Here is a 15,961-nt window from a genome sequence, read left to right as displayed (position 1 = left end):
GTGCAGTTCACCCGAATACTCCCCAAGGAACTGGTGCACCGCTCCGCGTCCGCGGAGGTCTTCCTGACCGACGCCGAGCGCCACAGCGAGGACGAGATACGGCTCGCCGCGCGATTCCCCCGCCGCCACGCCTTCTACGACGACACACTCGGCCCCCGTACCCACCACGACCCCTTCCTGCTGCTGGAGGCGTGCAGGCAGGGAATCTTCGTGGTGGCCCACCGCTACCTCGACGTCCCCCTGGGACGGAAGTTCCTGCTGCGGTCGGTCGAGTTCGCGGTGCCGGACCCGGCGGCCCTCGTCCGCGGCGACCGGCCCACCGAGGCGGTCGTCACCACGCGGGTCGAGCACCGGTTCCGTACCCGGACCGGAGTGACCGGCCTGCGGCTGCGCTTCGCCCTGACCCTCGGCGCACGCGAGGCCCTGCTGGCCCGCATCGACTACTCCTGGATGCCCCCGGAGGACTGGACGCGTCTGCGGGCCGGACAGCGCGGCGCGCTCGGCCTGCCCGATGTGCCCGTCGCACTGCGCGGACCACGCGTCGAACCGGCCCTGGTCGGACGGCGTGCCCCGGCCAACACGGTGATCTCCCCACCGCGTGTCGCGAGCGACGGCACGCACACGGCACACCTGGTCGCCGAGACCACGCACCCGACCCTGTACGACCACTGGGTGGACCATGTGCCCGGCATGCTCGAGCTGGAGGCCTTCCGCCAGCTCGCCCTGCCCGCGGCCGTCGCCGCGGGCCGCGTCCGCACCCCATCGGCCCTGCCGGTCGCCCTCACCGCCCGGTTCCGCTGCTTCGCCGAGATGGACCTGCCGCTGGAGTGCCGGACCGCTCCGGTCCTGCCCGGCGCCGACATCGAGTGCGCTCTGCGCCAGCACGGCGCCGTGGCCGCCGAGGCCCGCATCAGGCTCGCCGACCCGGTCACGTCCGGGTGGGCGCGCGCCCTCGCGGCGGCGGCCCACGATGCCGCATGAGCCCCGCCCCGACTCCCCGGCCCCACCCGACCGGAGAGCCGTCGCCGTGACCACCGTCGCCGTCCCCCAGGTGCCCGCCAGACTGGGCCGCTTCGTGCTGCGGATGTTCCGTCCGCACATCTACGTCACCTACGGACTGCTGTGGGTCCTCGCCCTGGAGGGTTCGGCGTCGGCCGCGACCGGCACGGCCTGGCGGCCGTCCGGCGCCACCTGGGTCCGGGTCGTCAGCGTCGTACTGGTGCTGCTGTTCCTGCGGATGCTGGACGAGCAGAAGGACCTCGCCCACGATCGTGTCCACCACCCCGACCGGCCGCTCGTCACCGGCGCGATCACCGCGGCCGAACTACGTGGCGCGATGGCGGTGATCGCCGTCGTGGTGACGGTCCTGAACGCGGCCCGGTCCGCCTCGGCCGCCCTGCTGATCCTCGCGTCCCTCGCCTACGGGCTGTTCCTCGCCGTGCTGGAACGGCTGTCGCCCGCGGTACGCGACCGGCAGCTGCTCAACCTGGCGATCACCTACCCGGTGCAGGTGCTCCTCGGCGGTTATGTCTACGGCTCGCTCGTCGCCGCGGGGACCGTCACCGCAGACTGGCGCGGTGCCGCGCTGCTCGCCCTGTGCGCCGGTGTCTTCCTGCACTTCGAGTTCGCCCGCAAGACGTCCTGGGAGGCGCCACCCGGGGCCCGCATGTACTCGGTCGACCTCGGCCCGCGCCGCAGCGCCCTGGTCACCGCGGGCTTCGCGGCCGGGGCGGTCGGTTTCCAGGTTCTGCTGTTCGCGCCGCAGGGCCCGCTCCGGCTGCTGCCGTGCCTGGCCGCCGTCCTGCCCGCCTGGGGCACCCGGCGGTTCCTGGCCGCCGGCCGCGGCGGGTGGCCCGTGCCGGTGGCCATGGGCTTCGTCGTGATCACCTACCTCGCGCTGGCCGTCGGGGCCGTGTTGCCGCTGTGACCGACGAACCTCCGTTGTCCTGCGAGGAGTTGCTGACCACCACACGATGTGTGCGGCGTGGCCTGGACCTGGACCGCGCGGTGGACCCGGACCTGGTCAAGGACTGTCTGCGCGTCGCCCTGCAGGCACCCAACGGCAACAACCGGCAGAACTGGCGCTGGATCCTGCTCACCGACCCGCGGATCCGTGCGGACGTCGCCGAGGTGTACCGCGCCGCGTTCCACGACCGCAACGCCGCGACACTGGAGCCGCTCGCGGAGGTGCCCGAGGCGACGCGGTCCGTGATCACCGACGCGCGTGCGCTGGCCGACCGGCTGCACCGCGTGCCCGTCCTGGTGATCCCCTGCATCGAAGTGCCCGACGGCCGGCTGCCGACGGGCAACCAAGCAGGTGTGTGGGCGTCGTTGCTGCCCGCGGCCTGGAACTACGCGCTGGCCGCTCGCAGCCGCGGTCTGGTCACCGCCTGGACGGCGGTTCACCTGGACCGCGAGCGGGAGGTCGCCGACCTGCTGGGTCTGCCGCCCACCGTCCGGCAGGGCGCGCTGCTGCCGACGGCCCACCCGCTGCGCGGCACGTTCCGGCCGGGGCCGCGGCTGCCGCTCGAGCAGGTCCTGCACCACGACGGCTGGCAGGGCGGGTGAACCGGCTTACGATCGGCATCAATTGGGCCAGCTCGCTCGTACTCAGGGAAGAATGCGGAACGGCAGGGCGCCGTCGTTCGGGTGACGTGATCCCACCACTCCGTGCCTGGGTGCCCGCCCGTCCCGGCGGCACCCTCAGCCGAGCCGACCGGCCAGAGGACGCGCCCGTGGACAAATAACTGGACGTCGTCGAACTGCTCAGGCTCGAGACCCTGGCCCGCGTCGTCCGGGCCGCCGTATCCCGCGGCGCCCACACGACCGCACCCCGGCACCGACAACGCCTCAAGAACTCGGGGTGGGTCCTGTGGCCACCGTGATCGCCCGAACCCGCGACGTCGTGCGCAAGGCCACCGGCAGCCCTGAGCAGGCGGTGTCCGAGTCGTCAGTGGCCCAAACGGATCGCCCCCACCGCGGTCAGCCACTCACGGGCAGGGGTGGACCCTCGCGAACCGGACTCCACCTGGGGCGCTGCGCAGCCGCGAATTCGTCACCGGTGCAAGGCGAAAGAGAGAAGTGTCCGGGGACTCGCTCACGCGGCCGCGCGGTCGAACTCGCGGAGAAGGGCCTTGCAGAACGCCTTCAAGTCGTCCGGCTTGCGGCTGGTGACAAGGGTGTTGGGGCCGCCGTCACAAACCTTGACCGGCTCGTCCACCCAGTTTCCGCCAGCATTGCTGATGTCGGTGCGCAGGCTCGGCCACGAGGTGAGATCGCGGCCGTGCAGCACATCGGCCTCGACGAGGATCCACGGTGCGTGACAGATCGCCGCCACCGGCTTGCCCGCCTCGAAGAACTCCTTCACGAAGGCCACGGCCGCCTCGTCCAGGCGCAGTTGATCGGGGTTGGCTACGCCACCGGGCAGAACAAGGCCGTCGAACTCGGCCACGGATACGTCCCGCACCAGTTGGTCGACGGCGAAGGTGTCCCCCTTGTCGAGATGCTGGAAGGCCCGCACTTCTCCCCGTTCAGTGGAGACGAGGACGGGGGTGCCGCCGACATCCGCCACGGCGGCCCATGGCTCGGTCAGTTCGATCTGCTCGACGCCTTCCGGCGCCACAAGGAATGCGATACGCATGCGGGTGAATCCTCTCCGTGCTGGACGGTCGCGGTCGATCCGCCGCCTGAGGGCGACATTCGGTCCAAGGAGCAGGACGTGAGTCCCTTCCCCCGACGCTCGTATCGAACCCCGGGCTCAGCCGTAGGCGAGTTTCACCCCCGGACCGGTCCAAACGTGTTCTTCCACGTCCGGCACAGGGGTCGCGGCCCTGGTCTGCCGGTGACCGAGCCCGTGACGGACGAAGAGGCGCGCCGTCGGCCCTCGTGCGATCGGACTCTCCAGCCCCCACGAATCCGCCAAACGGCCGAAGGGCCCAGTGGCGGGGCGATTCGGAGGTGTACTTCTCCCGTGCGAGGGGACCCCACCGAGTGCCTTGCCCGGCCACTCGAGCTGCGCCGCACGAAAGAAAATTCGATTCTATGGCGATGAATATGAGCCCCACCTTCCACGGACACCCGACGGTTCCCACCTTGTTGGACCTGGCCGACGCTCCGGTGCGCGAGGAGAACTGCGAGAGCGTCCTTCAGCGGCTCGCAGAAGCCGCGGCCCTGCTGCCCGGCGTGGAGTCGGCCGCATGCTTCCTCACGGACGCGGAGGGGACCATCACCCACGGCGCGGCCAGCGACGGCATCGCGCTGCAGCTGAATTCCGTCCAGGCCGATTTGACCGAAGGGCCAGGGCTGGACAGTTGCCGCACGGCCAAGCCGCTGGCCAATGTATCCATGGACCACCCGCACACCCGGACGCGGTGGCCCCGGTTCGCCTCGCACGCAGCGGGCGTCGGAGTCACCGCTGTCACGGCGGTGCCCATGCGATACCTCGACCGCAACCTGGGCGCCCTCAACCTGTACCACCGGCACCGCGCGCAGTCGACCGTGGACGCGCGCGCGGGCCGGCTGCTCGCCGACGCCGCAGCGATCGGTCTGTCGCACCGCGCCCTTCTCGATGATCTCCGCTCTCGGGAAAGGCAGTTGCGCGTCGCGCTCGAGAGCCGCGTCATCATCGAACAGGCCAAGGGGTTGCTCGCCGAACGACTCAACTGCACCGTCGACGATGCCTTCGACCTGCTGCGCCACCACGCCCGAAGCCACCAGGTCATACTCGCCGACGTGGCCCGCGCCGTGGTTCACGACCCGACGGAGGGGCCTTTCCCCGCCCGCCGATCCTGAGGAGCGCCGCCGACGGGCGTCCGGACCTCCGCGGCCGGCCCGGCCTGTCCGTGCGCACTGTGGCAGGGCTCCCGGATCCGTCGCCGCAGCCCCGCAGCCTGCTCAGTCAAAGGTGAGATGTGGCAGGGGCTCCGACCGCTGCCGGTAGGCGACGTGGCCGCCCAGAGCACCGCTCACAGCAACTGCCGTCAGCCCGCCCAACGACCACAGTCTGCCCTTTGTCGAGTGGCCGCGGAGCCGGGCTGTCAAGGACACGGTGTAGAAGGCCACCGCAGCAACATTCGATGCCGCGTGGACCAGGCCGACCCGGGCCTGTTCGGGCGGCAGGTCTGCCCAGTCGACCCAGCCGGCGATCGCTGCGGGGGCGATACCGGCCAAACCGACGACCGTCAGGGTCGTAGGCGCACGCCGACCGGCCGGCACGATGTCCAGTACGGCGGCCGACAACCAGCAACCGATCGGGACGTGCACCAGAAGAGGATGCACAGGATGGCCCAGCGGCCTGCCGTGCAGCAGGTCGCGCGCCTTGCCCAGGGGGAGTGAACGGATCCTGCGCTGAAGGGCTCGGATCGCCGGGTCCGCACCGTCCGAGCGTTCGATGCGGTCCAGGGCCTTCAGCCACCAGGCCGAAGCGGTCTCCAGGGCCGGAGCCTTCTCGTTCGACGCGGGTGTGGGGGTGTATGTGTTCATGGACAACGGGTACCCGCCATCGCCTCGCCGTTTCACTGTGGCTCCGTATGTACTCGGATGGCCTCAGTCGGCTGTCCTCCGTGTTCTGGCACTTCTTGACGCTGAGCGAGTGCCCCGCTGGAGCCCTCAACCGCTCGATGGGCGCCGCTGTCGGCACCCGCACCCGCGCCGCCCAGCGCTACACCCAGACCGTTGAGCATCCCGGCCGGCGCGCCGGCCGTGCAGGCCGGGGGCCGGGTGTAGGGCTCGGCCCCGGGTGGCAGGGGCGCCGGCGATCGCCCGAGGCAGGCCTCCGGCGATGGCCCGCTGGCGCACCGCTTCCGCGTCGAACTTCAGGCCGAGGGGGATCGCCAGGTGCTGATCCACAGTCACACCAGGAAGGCGATGACGCCGGCCATGGTGCCGTAGGTCTTGTCGTACGAGGCGAAATGGGCCCCGTGGAACGCGAATCCGGCGGAGGCGATCATCCACATCCCAGGGACGGGATTATGGCGAGGAGGGAGCCGTGGCCGTAACCGCCCCTGGAACTGCTCCACACGCTGGTCAGGACGTCGCGGGCCGAGCCGGGAGGGCACGCTTCCAGGAGCGACCGCATTCCGGCGGCCGAGTCGGTGACCTGCGGCAGGCATTCAAGAGGTCGCCGTGTTGTCGTCGCGCGCGAACACTCCTGAGCGATCGTGATCGGACGAGGGGTGGGCTCGCCGCTTGCGCCGGGATTCTGGGGCGCCTTCTCGCTGGTCGAGGACCGCAAGCAGGCCGGCCACGCTCAGTCCCGAGTCGGCGGGGTGCCGAAGGCCGGTCCCCGGTTGGATGCGGTACCGGTTCGTGCGTCCCCGCCGCGTGTGGGCGAGATAGCCCCCCTGCTCCAGATCGGAAATGATCTTCTGGACGGCGCGTTCGGTGAGCCGGCACCGTGCCGCGATGTCACGGATGCGCGTTCCCTGGCCTCCTGAGTCGATAGCGGCGAGGACTCTTGCGTGGCTGGTCAGAAAGGTCCAACCACTGTGTCCATCGGGTACCTCAGTCATGCTTCAAGAGTAGACCTCATGTTCACGTATCCAAAAGGGTGAAATACATTTCATGTATCTCTTGACGTACGAACCGGCGGGGGTGACGCTAGATGCCATGCGAGAACATTCGTTTTCTCCCCCGCCGGGAATCGGGGACGGAGCCGCCTCCGAAGCACTGGTCTGCGGTACCAGGACGGGAGTTCGCACGCCTGCGTTGCTGGAGACGGCCGCGTACCCAGGTGGTCGACGGACGCTGGTCACCGTTGCCGGTGAGATCGACATCGACTGCGTGCAGCAGCTCCAGCGGAGCCTGTGCGATGCACTGGCCCAGGCGCCCCAAGGACTGGATCTCGACCTTTCCCGGGTCTACTTCTGTGACTGTTCCGGTCTCCGCGTACTGCTGCGCCTCCGGCGCCTTGCCCATGCCGAAGGCAAGACGGTCCGCATCCGCGTGGCCGGACCCGCGGTCGCACGGCTGCTTATGCTCACGGGCACAGCACCACTCTTCGCCCACCGGGATGGCGTCGCTCCCCGCATGGACGGCAACAGCGAGACGGCACTGCGCGCCGAGGTCGTCGACCTGAAACGAGCCATGCGCACCCGGCCGGGCATAGACCTCGCCCGTGGCGTGCTGATGGCCTCGTTCAGCCTGAGTGTTGAGGAAGCCTGGAGCGTCCTCGTGGAGGTCTCCCAGCGCACTAACACCAAGCTTCACGATCTCGCCGACAAACTAGTGGGGGCAGTCACGGGCGAGCCGCTCCCCGACCATGTGCAGCGGCAGATCTCGGCTGTGGTCGCCGACCTCGCGGACCCACACTCACCCTGCCATCACCAGGGCGCCGACTGGGTTTCCCCCGCCGTCAGAGGCTTGCCCGTGGATGGTGCCAGACCCTCGGCGTGACGGGTCTCCGGCCATCGACCGCGCCCCGGCATCGTCACAGGTACTGGTTCCGTGTCCAGGCGCAGATCCACACGGCGGCCACCGCAATGGTGACGGCGGCCCATAGGGACGAGAAGGCCACGATCAGTACCGACTCCGACATCCGCACCGCGGTGATCATCCAAGTCAGGGCGAGCACCGACGGCAGGCTCAAGCTACGGACAGGGCCTTTCCGGAGAGCTCGATGGGGCCGCTCCGCGGGTCAACTGCCCCATGCGGCGCCGAAAACGGGCGTCCCCGTGAAGGGATGCCTCGATTCGCCTCAGGATGCCCGCTTCGTGCGAGGAGAGCGGGTAGTCGTCCACACCTTCCACCACCTTCCGCCCGGACGGCCCGGAACCGGACCACTTCCCGCAGTTCCCGGCGTCGCGAAGGCTATGCGGCCGAGTGCGCCGACTGTCCGGTCAAGGGCCGGATTTCGCGCACGGACACAGCCGCTCGAGGGGGAGCAGTGTCGGAGGGCAGAAGGGATCGACCAGTCTGGCCGGTCGGCTCAAGACGTCGGTGACCCGCCATCCCTGCGGCCGACTGTCACCATCTCCTCCAGCCTGGGCGCAGGTTCGCGGGCGGCGTCGGCGCCCATCGACTCCGCCGCGCCTTCGCGGAGTTGCCCGGGCTCACTCTGTTCGGCGGCGAGTCGATCGGCCGCTCCGCCATCCGAGGATCAAGTGCCCTTGAGCTTCAAGTCAGTTGCCTTGAGCACGCGCTGGTAGCGGCGACGGTAGACGCGTTGCGCGATGAGGAGCAGCGGGAACAGGAGCCGCCACATCCCCGCGGGGGCGGGGGCGGTCAGGGAACGCAGGGTCAGGGTGACCCGGCCGTCAGGAGCCTTGCGCACGATGAAGGCCTCCTCACCGGACACCGGATGACCGCGCAGCGTGCCGTAGGCGAAGCCCCGCGTGTCGGGTGTGTCGACCACGGCCACGACGCGGACGGGCTCATGGACGGCCAGCGGGCCGCACACACACCACACACACACGCCGCCGTGATGGTTTGACTTGCACCTCGGGCTGAAGCCCGGGGATTCTGGCCTTCTCGATCGTTGCTGTGCCGCTACGCGGCACGGGGTTCGGTCGGGAATCCGTGGCTTCCTGTTTCTTCGCGTTGTGCCGGGATTGCTCCTGGTCTTACCGGCGCTCGGCAGGCCGTTACCGCCAGTCCGGCGGCCGTTTTCACGTTGACAGCGGCGTTGATGTCCCGGTCGTGGACGGCGCCGCAGGCGGTACAGGTCCATTCCCGGACGTTCAGGGGTTTGGGTCCGTCCTTGACGCCGCAGGCCGAGCAGGTCTGGGAGGTCGGCTCGAACCGGCCGATCTTGACCAGGGCGCGGCCGTACCTTTGTGCTTTGTATTCCAGCATGTTGATGAACGATGCCCATCCGGCGTCGTGGACGGACTTGGCCAGCTTCGTGCGGGCCAGTCCTGCCACCGACAGGTCCTCCACGGCGATCCCTTGGTTCTCGGAGATCAGCTTCGTGGAGAGCTGGTGGTGGAACTCGCGGCGGGCGTCGGTGACCTTGGTGTGGGCGCGGCCGACCTTGAGGCGAGCCTTAGTGCGGTTCTTGCTTCCCTTCTGTTTGCGGGACAGCTCCTGCTGGGCCTTCTTCAGTTTCTTCTCCGCGCGTCGAAGGAAGCGCGGAGAGTTGATCTTCGTGCCGTCGGAGAGGACCGCGAAGTGGGTCAGGCCGAGGTCGATGCCGATGGTGCGGTCGGTGTCGGGCATCCGTGTCGTGTCGGCGGCGGGGTCGGTGTCGATGACGAAGGAGGCGAAGTACCGTCCGGCCGCGTCCTTGATGACGGTGACGGAGGTGGGGGTGGCGGGCAGTGTGCGGGACCACTTCACCTTCACCGCGCCGATCTTCGGCAGGTTCAGACGGCCGCTGTCGGTGAGGTTCCAGCGGGCGTTGGCGGTGAACCGGATCGACTGCCGGGCGTCCTTGCGGGACTTGAAGCGGGGCGGGCCGGTCCTGGGGCCCTTGCGGGTGCCTTTGAGGGAGGCGAAGAAGTTGCGGTACGCGGTCTCGGCGTCCCGAAGGGACTGCTGGAGCACCACCGCGGATACCTCACCCAGCCAGGACCGTTCCGCTGTCCGCTTGGCTTCGGTAATCAGGCGCGTCGACAGCTCCCCGGCCTTCGGGAACGGCTGCTCGGCCTTACGGGCGTCTTCGCGGGCGCGGACCGCGTCGTTGAACACGACACGGGCACACCCGAACGCCTTCGCCAACGCCGTCTCCTGGCCGGTGTCCGGGTACAGGCGGAAGCTGTACCTGAGCTGCATGACCGTCACGATACGCACTTGGGTTATGGGTGAGATGCAGGAGATCAGAACTGGTCGCCACTGTGCTTTCGTCATGCATGTGCATTCGTCTTCGTCGCCTTCGGCACGAAGTGTTCACCGATGCGCACTTGAGGCGGATGAAGGAGATCATGCGGTCGGTCCCAAGGTCGCCGTGACCAAGCTCGTCAACTCCCTCAAGGGCGTCTCCTCCCGCCGCCTGCGCCAGGAGTTCCCCGACCTGGTGCGCCGCTACTGGCGGGCCAACAAACTCTGGTCCGGGTCCTACTTCGCCGGAGCCGTCGGCGGCGCCCCGCTCTCCGTGGTCAGGCAGTACATCGAACAGCAGAACCGGCCCGTGTGAGCACCGCCCGGCTCCGCCGGGACCAGCCCTCCCGACGCTCCGCTAGCGCGCGCCCTCGGTGACGCGTGCGCCGGCGCCCGCCGAGGGTGTGACGCTGAAGCCGCTGCGGCGCTTCACCCCCCAGCGCAGGACCGCGTCGGACGCGGCGTGCCACTCAGTGTCGCCGTGCCCGACGACGGCGGTCCGCTCGTGGCGGCGGTATCCCGGGATCGCGGTGGACCAGACCTCGTCGCCGGGGCGCGTCGCGCCGCACGGGGCGAACGTGAGGGTCTCGGATGTCGGCCCGTCACCAGCTGGACCGTGGGCCACGGGTCTGTCCGAGGACACAAGAACTCCTGATCATGGGATGGAGCGACTGATCAGTGAGGGAAGGGGCTCGGCACGCCCGGGTCAGGAACCGGTCGGCAGCGGTTTCGCGGTGGGCGGTGACTTCGGCGAGGTAGAAAGGACGTATGTCGGAGCGTGAGACCCCATCGGGGGCGATGGACGATGTCGATGCTGTCACCCGGGCGGTGCTGAGCGCGTCCCGGCTGCTCGTCGCGGTCTCCGCCCGCTCGCTCGCCGCGGTCGAGGAACGGGTGACTCTCCCTCAGTTCCGGATGCTGGTAGTGCTGTCGACCCGTGGTGTGACGAAGCTGGTCGTTCTGGCCGATCTGCTCCAGGTGGCACCGTCCACCGCCATGCGCATGGTCGACCGGCTCATCGCCGCCGGGCTCGCCGACCGCCGGACCAACCCCGACAACCGCCGGGAGACGCTGCTGCAGCTCACCGAGGAAGGGCGCCGGACGGTGGACGACGTCACCGCACGGCGCCAGGCCGAGATCGCCGCGATCGTCGAACGCCTCGCGCCGCGGCAGCGGGCGGCGCTCGTCGAGGCCCTCGCCGCGTTCAACGAGGCGGGGGGAGAGACCGCGGCTCCCGAGGAGGATCCCCGGGAGGCGCATCCGCTCGGCTGGACGATGGACACCGCTGTGGCTCACGAAGGGTGACCGCCGGTCCGCTGCCCGAACCAGCCTTGCGCGGGGCCGGCGTGAGGGACCGACGGGCGTTCCTCGGACGGGAAGCCGTCGGCCCGCGCCGGATCAGCCGACCGTAGGGCTGGGAGTCGGGGAGGCGGTGTTCACGTTCAGGTCGGGCCGCGGGGCGAGGACGAGGACCGGGGAGCCGGGCTGCGGCGCGGGCGGGGTGACCTGGTCTTTGGGGAGCGCCGGCGGGGCGCTCTGCTGGGCGAGGACCTGGCCGAAGTTGATGGTGCCGGTCTTCTCCAGCACGGTGATGTGATCGAGGACCGTGTCGTTGGCGAGGTTCGCGAGCTCGCGGACCAGGGAGTTCTCGGTGGTGGCGCGGACCTTGGCGATGGCCGGGAAGATCTGGCCGTGCGTGACACGCATGATGTTGGCGGCGGTCGTGTCGAACTGCTTGCCCGACTGAGCTGCCGAGGTCGCGACGAACTGCTGCTGTTGCGGCGTGGCCTGGTTGGGCAGGGTGATCCCCAGCTCCGGGGAGATCTTGCGGCACAGCTCGTCGAGGCGGGCGTGTCCCACGATCAGATGCTTGCCGGCCTCCCGCATCGCCGGTGTCGAGCCCTTCTTCAGCGCGATCTCGCCCAGGGGGTACTCCCACAGTCCGGCCGAGCGGACCTTCACGACGAAGTCGCGGTCGGCCTCGGTGAGTGGGCCGTACCGGGTGTTGGCGATGATGCGGGTTGAGGCGCTGGACGTGGTCTGGACGCCGAGCATGGCGGGGTAGGCGAGCGCGGCGAGCGTCAGGGTCAACGCGCCGCCCACGAAGACCGTTCCTGCCAAGTTGCGTGAGACGGGCATGATGCCTCCTGACGTGACTATCGGATACGGCAGGAGGTACGGGCGAGACGCGTCCGCTGATCATTGCGCTGGGTAAAAATTGCATGCTGTCATGTGTTGTGCGTCACACGCGGGCCGATGTGGGGCACCGCCGGAGGCGACGACTCCGCGCATGCCATTGCCCGTTGCGGGATTACGTCCCCTGTCGAGCGTCGATCTCGGTGATGAGTGCCTCGATACGGGTCTTGATCTCGTCCCGGATGGGGCGGACGGCGTCGACGCCCTTGCCCGCCGGGTCCTCGAGCGCCCAGTCGAGGTACCGCTTGCCGGGGAAGACCGGGCAGGCGTCGCCGCATCCCATGGTGATGACGTAGTCGGACGCCTGGACGGCCTCGGTGGTGAGGATCTTCGGCTCGGCGTCGGCGATGTCGACGCCGATCTCCTTCATGGCCTCGACGGCCGCGGGGTTGACCTGGTCGCCCGGGACCGAGCCGGCGGAGCGGACCTCGATCCGGTCGCCCGCGAGGTGGTTCAGGAACCCGGCTGCCATCTGCGAGCGCCCGGCGTTGTGGACACAGACGAACAACACGGAGGCGAGCGGGCTGGAGGGCATCGGGTCTTCCTTCGTGGGCGATCGAGCAGCTTGCGCGGGTCGTGCGGTGGTGAGGCACAGGCGGTCGGCCGGGGGGACTCCTTGTGGGTCCGGATTCCCGCCACCGTGTCGATGCCGGTCCCGAGGTCGCCGCGACTGGTATCAGTTTGGAGTGATGTGACAGTATCAGTCCATGATGATGTCAGTCGACGCTGATCTGATGCGGGTTCTCGCCGACCCGCTCCGGCTCCGTATCGTCACCCTGCTCGCCAGGGAAACGCTCTGCAGCACGCACCTGATCGAGGAGACGGGCGCCGGTCAGACCAACCTCTCCAACCATCTGAAGGTGCTGCGCGAGGCGGGAGTGGTGGAGACCGAGCCGTGCGGCCGGTTCACCTACTACCGGCTCAAGCCCGACGTCGTCGCCTCCCTCGCGGTCCAGTTCGCCGACCTGGCGGAGACGGCTCGCGTCACCGCCGAGAACAACGTCAAGCGGTCCTGCCCCTGATCCCCGCCCCCGCGCGGACCTGCACCGAGGAGCCCTGTTGACCGCCACCGAGGCCACCGAGCACGACCTTGCCGAGCCGGCTCCCAAGGCCTCGGCGGGTGCGGTGCCGCAGCCCGCCCCGGGCGCCACTGCGCCCCAGGCGCCCCCGCTGATCGCCAAGGCGGCAGCCGAACTGGTCGGCACCGCGGCTCTGGTCGCGGTCGTCGTCGGCTCCGGCATCCAGGCCACCGAACTGACGAAGGACGTCGGCCTGCAACTGCTGGCCAACTCCACCGCCACCGTCTTCGGTCTCGGCGTCCTGATCGCCCTGTTCGGCCCGGTGTCCGGCGCGCATTTCAACCCGGCGGTCACCCTGGCCGAGTGGTGGACCGCCCGCCGCGGCGGAGCCGGAGTCACCCTGCGCGAGACGGCTGCCTACGTCCCCGCTCAGATCGTCGGCGCGATCGCGGGCGCCGTCCTGGCCGACGCGATGTTCGGCGAGCCGCTGGTGAAATGGTCGACGCACGAACGCTCGGCGGGCCACCTGCTGCTGGGCGAGGTCGTCGCGACGGCCGGGCTGATCCTGCTGATCTTCGGGCTGGCCCGCACCGACCGGCTGCGCTTCGCGCCCGTCGCGGTCGCCTCGTACATCGGCGCCGCCTACTGGTTCACGTCATCGACGTCCTTCGCCAACCCGGCGGTGACGATCGGCCGCGCTTTCACGGACACGTTCGCGGGTATTGCCCCTGCCTCGGTCCCCGGATTCATCGGCGTGCAACTCGTCGGCGCCGTGGTGGGGCTGGCGCTGGTGGCGCTCATCTTCATGCCCGGCCGGAGTGAGGGGGGGTAGCCCCGTCGCGTGACGCCGCGCGGAGCGACGCCGCGTGGAGTGACGCCGCGTGGAGCGACGCCGCGTGGAGCGACGCCGCTGTCGGGCGGGCCGCGCCTAACCGGCGGGCTGTGGGGTCAACCCCACGACGCGAGCATCTGCCCCATAGCGGCCATCACCGCGGGCTCGACGCGGTAGTAGACCCAGGTCCCGCGCCGCTCGGAGGCCAGCAACCCGGCCTCCTTGAGCTTCTTCAGGTGGTGGGACACGGTCGGCTGGGAGACGCCCACGTCGGAGATGTCGCACACGCACGCCTCGCCGCCCTCGTGCGAGGCGACCAGAGAGAAGAGGCGCAGCCGGACCGGGTCACCGAGCGCCTTGAACATGGCGGCTGTCCGCTCCGCCTCTTCCGCTGTCAGGGGCCGCTCGGTCAGCGGCGGGCAGCATGGAGCCTCGGCGGCGGAGGCCTGCGGTTCCAGCAGGGGCAACACCCTTATGTTCGACATGCGTCTATGTTGACACATGTCGAAGCAGGGTGGCGGGCGTGTGCGAGGCGCGATCAGGCGCGATCGGTTCCCGGTCGGGAGGTGGGCGTTTGCGGTGCTCTCTTCCTTCGCGGCCGTGCCGCGCTCCGTTCGCGGGATGGGGGTGCGGCAGGCGCGCCCGACTGTCTCGGGTTGCCGTACCTGCGTGCTGCACGGCCGCCTGTCCGGATTCGATATCTATCTATGTTGACACTCATCGAATCAGGAGTCATTCTTTCCGTGTAAGACATCGACGAATGTCGAATCAAAAGGGGATCCCGTGAACGCGCCCACCACCGACCACCTGCCTGTCGTGGTCATCGGAGCCGGCCCGATCGGCCTGGCCGCCGCCGCTCACCTCGTCGCACGCGGCATCGAACCGCTGGTCCTGGAAGCGGGACCGTCGGCGGGAAGTGCCGTACGCGAGTGGTCGCACGTGCGGCTGTTCTCGCCTTGGGCCGAGGTCGTCGACTCCGCCGCCGAGAAGCTCCTCGCCCCGACAGGATGGGTCCGCCCCGACGGCGCCACCTACGCGACCGGCGGCGACTGGGTCGAGCGCTACCTCCAGCCGCTCGCCGACATCCTGGGCGACAAGGTCCGCTACGGCGTCACGGTGACCGGGGTGGCACGACAAGGCCGCGACCGTATCGTCGACGCGGGCCGTGACGAGCAGCCCTTCAGCGTGCACGTCCGGCATGCGGACGGCGGTGAAGAGCGGATCACCGCCGACGCGGTCATCGACGCGTCCGGCACCTGGTCCGTGCCCAGCCCCGTGGGAGCGGACGGCCTGCCCGCCCTCGGCGAGAAGGCGGCCGCCGAACGCATCTCCTACCGCGTCCCCGACCTCAAGGACACCGCGGTCCGCGCCCGCTACGCGGGGAAGCGCACTGCCGTGGTCGGCTCGGGGGCCTCCGCCTTCACCGCCCTCGCCCACCTCGCCGACCTGGCGAAGGAGGAGGCGGACACCCACGCGGTGTGGATCCTGCGGCGCGGGATCACCGGCTCGACCTACGGGGGAGGGGAGGCCGACCAGCTGCCCGCCCGCGGCGCGCTCGGCCTGAGTGCCAAGGCCGCCGTCGAGGACGGTCACGCGTCCGCCGCCACCGGCTTCCGCACCGAGGCGGTCGAGCGCGACGGCGACGGTCGCCTGGTGCTGGTCGCCGAGGACGGCCGCCGTCTCGACCCGGTGGACGAGGTCATCGTCCTCACCGGCTTCCGCCCCGACCTGTCCTTCCTGTCCGAGCTCCGACTCGGCCTGGACGAGCGTCTCCAGGCCCCGGCCGCGCTGGCCCCGCTCATCGACCCCAACGTGCACTCCTGCGGCACGGTCTACCCACACGGTGTGAACGAGCTGTCCCACCCGGAGAGGAACGTCTACCTGGTCGGCATGAAGTCCTACGGCCGCGCCCCCACCTTCCTGGCGATGACCGGCTACGAGCAGGTCCGCTCGGTCGTCGCCGCGATCGCGGGCGACCAGGAGGCCGCCGAGCGGGTCGAGCTGACCCTGCCGGAAACCGGGGTCTGCGGCGGCGCCGGCCTGTTCGACGACCCGGACGCCACGCAGGACGGCGACGGCGGAGGCTGCTGCGCGGCCCCGACCACTCTCCAGATCGGCATCGGCGCTCCGGCTGCGTCCGGCGGCTGCTGACCACCACCCC

20 protein-coding genes and 1 pseudogene are annotated in these 15,961 nt (G+C 69.9%); 10 read left to right on the top strand and 11 right to left on the bottom strand.

The window, feature by feature from the left end:
- Genes OG788_RS03490 through OG788_RS03480 form a run of 3 tightly spaced genes read left to right on the top strand, consistent with a single transcriptional unit; the run spans window position 1 to window position 2,568 of the window.
- Window positions 1-981: a ScbA/BarX family gamma-butyrolactone biosynthesis protein gene (locus OG788_RS03490; RefSeq protein WP_406369037.1), complete on the top strand. Its 981-nt coding sequence runs from the start codon at window positions 1-3 to the stop codon at window positions 979-981.
- A gap of 46 nt (window positions 982-1,027) precedes the next feature.
- Complete coding sequence (locus OG788_RS03485; RefSeq protein ID WP_406369036.1) at window positions 1,028-1,927, top strand: hypothetical protein; 900 nt, start codon at window positions 1,028-1,030, stop codon at window positions 1,925-1,927.
- Window positions 1,924-2,568 carry a nitroreductase family protein gene (locus tag OG788_RS03480; RefSeq protein ID WP_406369035.1) on the top strand — a complete coding sequence of 215 codons (645 nt, stop codon included), beginning with the start codon at window positions 1,924-1,926 and terminating at the stop codon, window positions 2,566-2,568. Before OG788_RS03485 ends, OG788_RS03480 begins: the two co-directional genes overlap by 4 nt.
- A gap of 529 nt (window positions 2,569-3,097) precedes the next feature.
- Here the strand turns inward: OG788_RS03480 and OG788_RS03475 are convergent.
- Window positions 3,098-3,640, bottom strand: coding sequence for a type 1 glutamine amidotransferase domain-containing protein (locus OG788_RS03475; protein WP_406369034.1), 543 nt, complete (start codon window positions 3,638-3,640; stop codon window positions 3,098-3,100).
- A 413-nt stretch (window positions 3,641-4,053) separates the two neighbouring features.
- On the opposite strand from OG788_RS03475, the gene OG788_RS03470 reads away from it, so the two are divergent.
- The gene (locus OG788_RS03470) at window positions 4,054-4,791 is read left to right on the top strand and encodes an ANTAR domain-containing protein (protein ID WP_406369033.1); all 738 of its coding nucleotides are present in this window, start codon (window positions 4,054-4,056) and stop codon (window positions 4,789-4,791) included.
- Window positions 4,792-4,893: 102 nt separating this feature from the next.
- Here the strand turns inward: OG788_RS03470 and OG788_RS03465 are convergent, their stop codons facing one another.
- The 3 genes and pseudogenes from OG788_RS03465 to OG788_RS03455 all read right to left on the bottom strand — a co-directional run bounded on the left by OG788_RS03465 (window position 4,894) and on the right by OG788_RS03455 (window position 6,509).
- A complete protein-coding gene (locus tag OG788_RS03465) occupies window positions 4,894-5,481 on the bottom strand; it encodes a DUF2231 domain-containing protein (RefSeq protein WP_406369032.1) in 588 nt (195 codons plus the stop codon).
- Between the two features lie 282 nt (window positions 5,482-5,763).
- A pseudogene (locus OG788_RS03460) lies at window positions 5,764-5,954 on the bottom strand (YhjD/YihY/BrkB family envelope integrity protein); the annotation flags it as partial.
- A gap of 156 nt (window positions 5,955-6,110) precedes the next feature.
- Window positions 6,111-6,509: a helix-turn-helix transcriptional regulator gene (locus OG788_RS03455; protein WP_406369031.1), complete on the bottom strand. Its 399-nt coding sequence runs from the start codon at window positions 6,507-6,509 to the stop codon at window positions 6,111-6,113.
- A 97-nt stretch (window positions 6,510-6,606) separates the two neighbouring features.
- On the opposite strand from OG788_RS03455, the gene OG788_RS03450 reads away from it, so the two are divergent.
- Window positions 6,607-7,392 carry an STAS domain-containing protein gene (locus tag OG788_RS03450; RefSeq protein WP_406369030.1) on the top strand — a complete coding sequence of 262 codons (786 nt, stop codon included), beginning with the start codon at window positions 6,607-6,609 and terminating at the stop codon, window positions 7,390-7,392.
- 34 nt (window positions 7,393-7,426) lie between these two features.
- Here the strand turns inward: OG788_RS03450 and OG788_RS03445 are convergent, their stop codons facing one another.
- From OG788_RS03445 to OG788_RS03435, 3 genes are all read right to left on the bottom strand, one after another.
- On the bottom strand, window positions 7,427-7,570 hold the full coding sequence (locus OG788_RS03445) for a hypothetical protein (protein WP_406369029.1): 144 nt from the start codon (window positions 7,568-7,570) through the stop codon (window positions 7,427-7,429).
- Between the two features lie 525 nt (window positions 7,571-8,095).
- The gene (locus tag OG788_RS03440; protein WP_406369028.1) at window positions 8,096-8,410 is read right to left on the bottom strand and encodes a DUF1990 family protein; all 315 of its coding nucleotides are present in this window, start codon (window positions 8,408-8,410) and stop codon (window positions 8,096-8,098) included.
- Window positions 8,411-8,484: 74 nt separating this feature from the next.
- Window positions 8,485-9,708 (bottom strand): RNA-guided endonuclease InsQ/TnpB family protein, encoded by a 1,224-nt coding sequence (locus OG788_RS03435; protein WP_406369027.1) that lies wholly within the window; start codon window positions 9,706-9,708, stop codon window positions 8,485-8,487.
- Window positions 9,709-9,781: 73 nt separating this feature from the next.
- On the opposite strand from OG788_RS03435, the gene tnpA reads away from it, so the two are divergent.
- On the top strand, window positions 9,782-10,069 hold the full coding sequence (gene tnpA, locus OG788_RS03430) for an IS200/IS605 family transposase (protein WP_406369026.1): 288 nt from the start codon (window positions 9,782-9,784) through the stop codon (window positions 10,067-10,069).
- Between the two features lie 42 nt (window positions 10,070-10,111).
- On the opposite strand, the gene OG788_RS03425 is transcribed toward tnpA, so the two are convergent.
- Window positions 10,112-10,396, bottom strand: coding sequence for a DUF1990 family protein (locus tag OG788_RS03425; protein ID WP_406369025.1), 285 nt, complete (start codon window positions 10,394-10,396; stop codon window positions 10,112-10,114).
- A gap of 125 nt (window positions 10,397-10,521) precedes the next feature.
- Between OG788_RS03425 and OG788_RS03420 the strand changes: the two genes are divergently transcribed.
- Window positions 10,522-11,058 carry a MarR family winged helix-turn-helix transcriptional regulator gene (locus OG788_RS03420; protein WP_406369024.1) on the top strand — a complete coding sequence of 179 codons (537 nt, stop codon included), beginning with the start codon at window positions 10,522-10,524 and terminating at the stop codon, window positions 11,056-11,058.
- 93 nt (window positions 11,059-11,151) lie between these two features.
- Here OG788_RS03420 and OG788_RS03415 read toward each other — a convergent pair whose 3' ends face one another.
- Together OG788_RS03415 and OG788_RS03410 are read right to left on the bottom strand one after the other, a co-directional pair.
- Window positions 11,152-11,892 (bottom strand): DUF4142 domain-containing protein, encoded by a 741-nt coding sequence (locus OG788_RS03415; protein WP_356757304.1) that lies wholly within the window; start codon window positions 11,890-11,892, stop codon window positions 11,152-11,154.
- Window positions 11,893-12,064: 172 nt separating this feature from the next.
- Window positions 12,065-12,484 carry an arsenate reductase ArsC gene (locus OG788_RS03410; protein ID WP_406369023.1) on the bottom strand — a complete coding sequence of 140 codons (420 nt, stop codon included), beginning with the start codon at window positions 12,482-12,484 and terminating at the stop codon, window positions 12,065-12,067.
- Window positions 12,485-12,656: 172 nt separating this feature from the next.
- Between OG788_RS03410 and OG788_RS03405 the strand changes: the two genes are divergently transcribed.
- The gene (locus OG788_RS03405) at window positions 12,657-12,971 is read left to right on the top strand and encodes a metalloregulator ArsR/SmtB family transcription factor (protein WP_351554029.1); all 315 of its coding nucleotides are present in this window, start codon (window positions 12,657-12,659) and stop codon (window positions 12,969-12,971) included.
- 37 nt (window positions 12,972-13,008) lie between these two features.
- Complete coding sequence (locus tag OG788_RS03400) at window positions 13,009-13,800, top strand: aquaporin (protein ID WP_406369022.1); 792 nt, start codon at window positions 13,009-13,011, stop codon at window positions 13,798-13,800.
- Between the two features lie 116 nt (window positions 13,801-13,916).
- Here OG788_RS03400 and OG788_RS03395 read toward each other — a convergent pair whose 3' ends face one another.
- A complete protein-coding gene (locus OG788_RS03395) occupies window positions 13,917-14,285 on the bottom strand; it encodes an ArsR/SmtB family transcription factor (RefSeq protein WP_406369021.1) in 369 nt (122 codons plus the stop codon).
- 298 nt (window positions 14,286-14,583) lie between these two features.
- Between OG788_RS03395 and OG788_RS03390 the strand changes: the two genes are divergently transcribed.
- A complete protein-coding gene (locus OG788_RS03390; protein WP_406369020.1) occupies window positions 14,584-15,951 on the top strand; it encodes an NAD(P)-binding domain-containing protein in 1,368 nt (455 codons plus the stop codon).
- Window positions 15,952-15,961: the final 10 nt, after the last annotated feature.

The sequence above is a fragment of the Streptomyces sp. NBC_00647 genome (assembly GCF_045207245.1).
Classification (GTDB): domain Bacteria; phylum Actinomycetota; class Actinomycetes; order Streptomycetales; family Streptomycetaceae; genus Streptomyces.
Note: the sequence above shows the minus strand (reverse complement) of the source record. Positions and strands in the feature narration are given on the sequence as shown.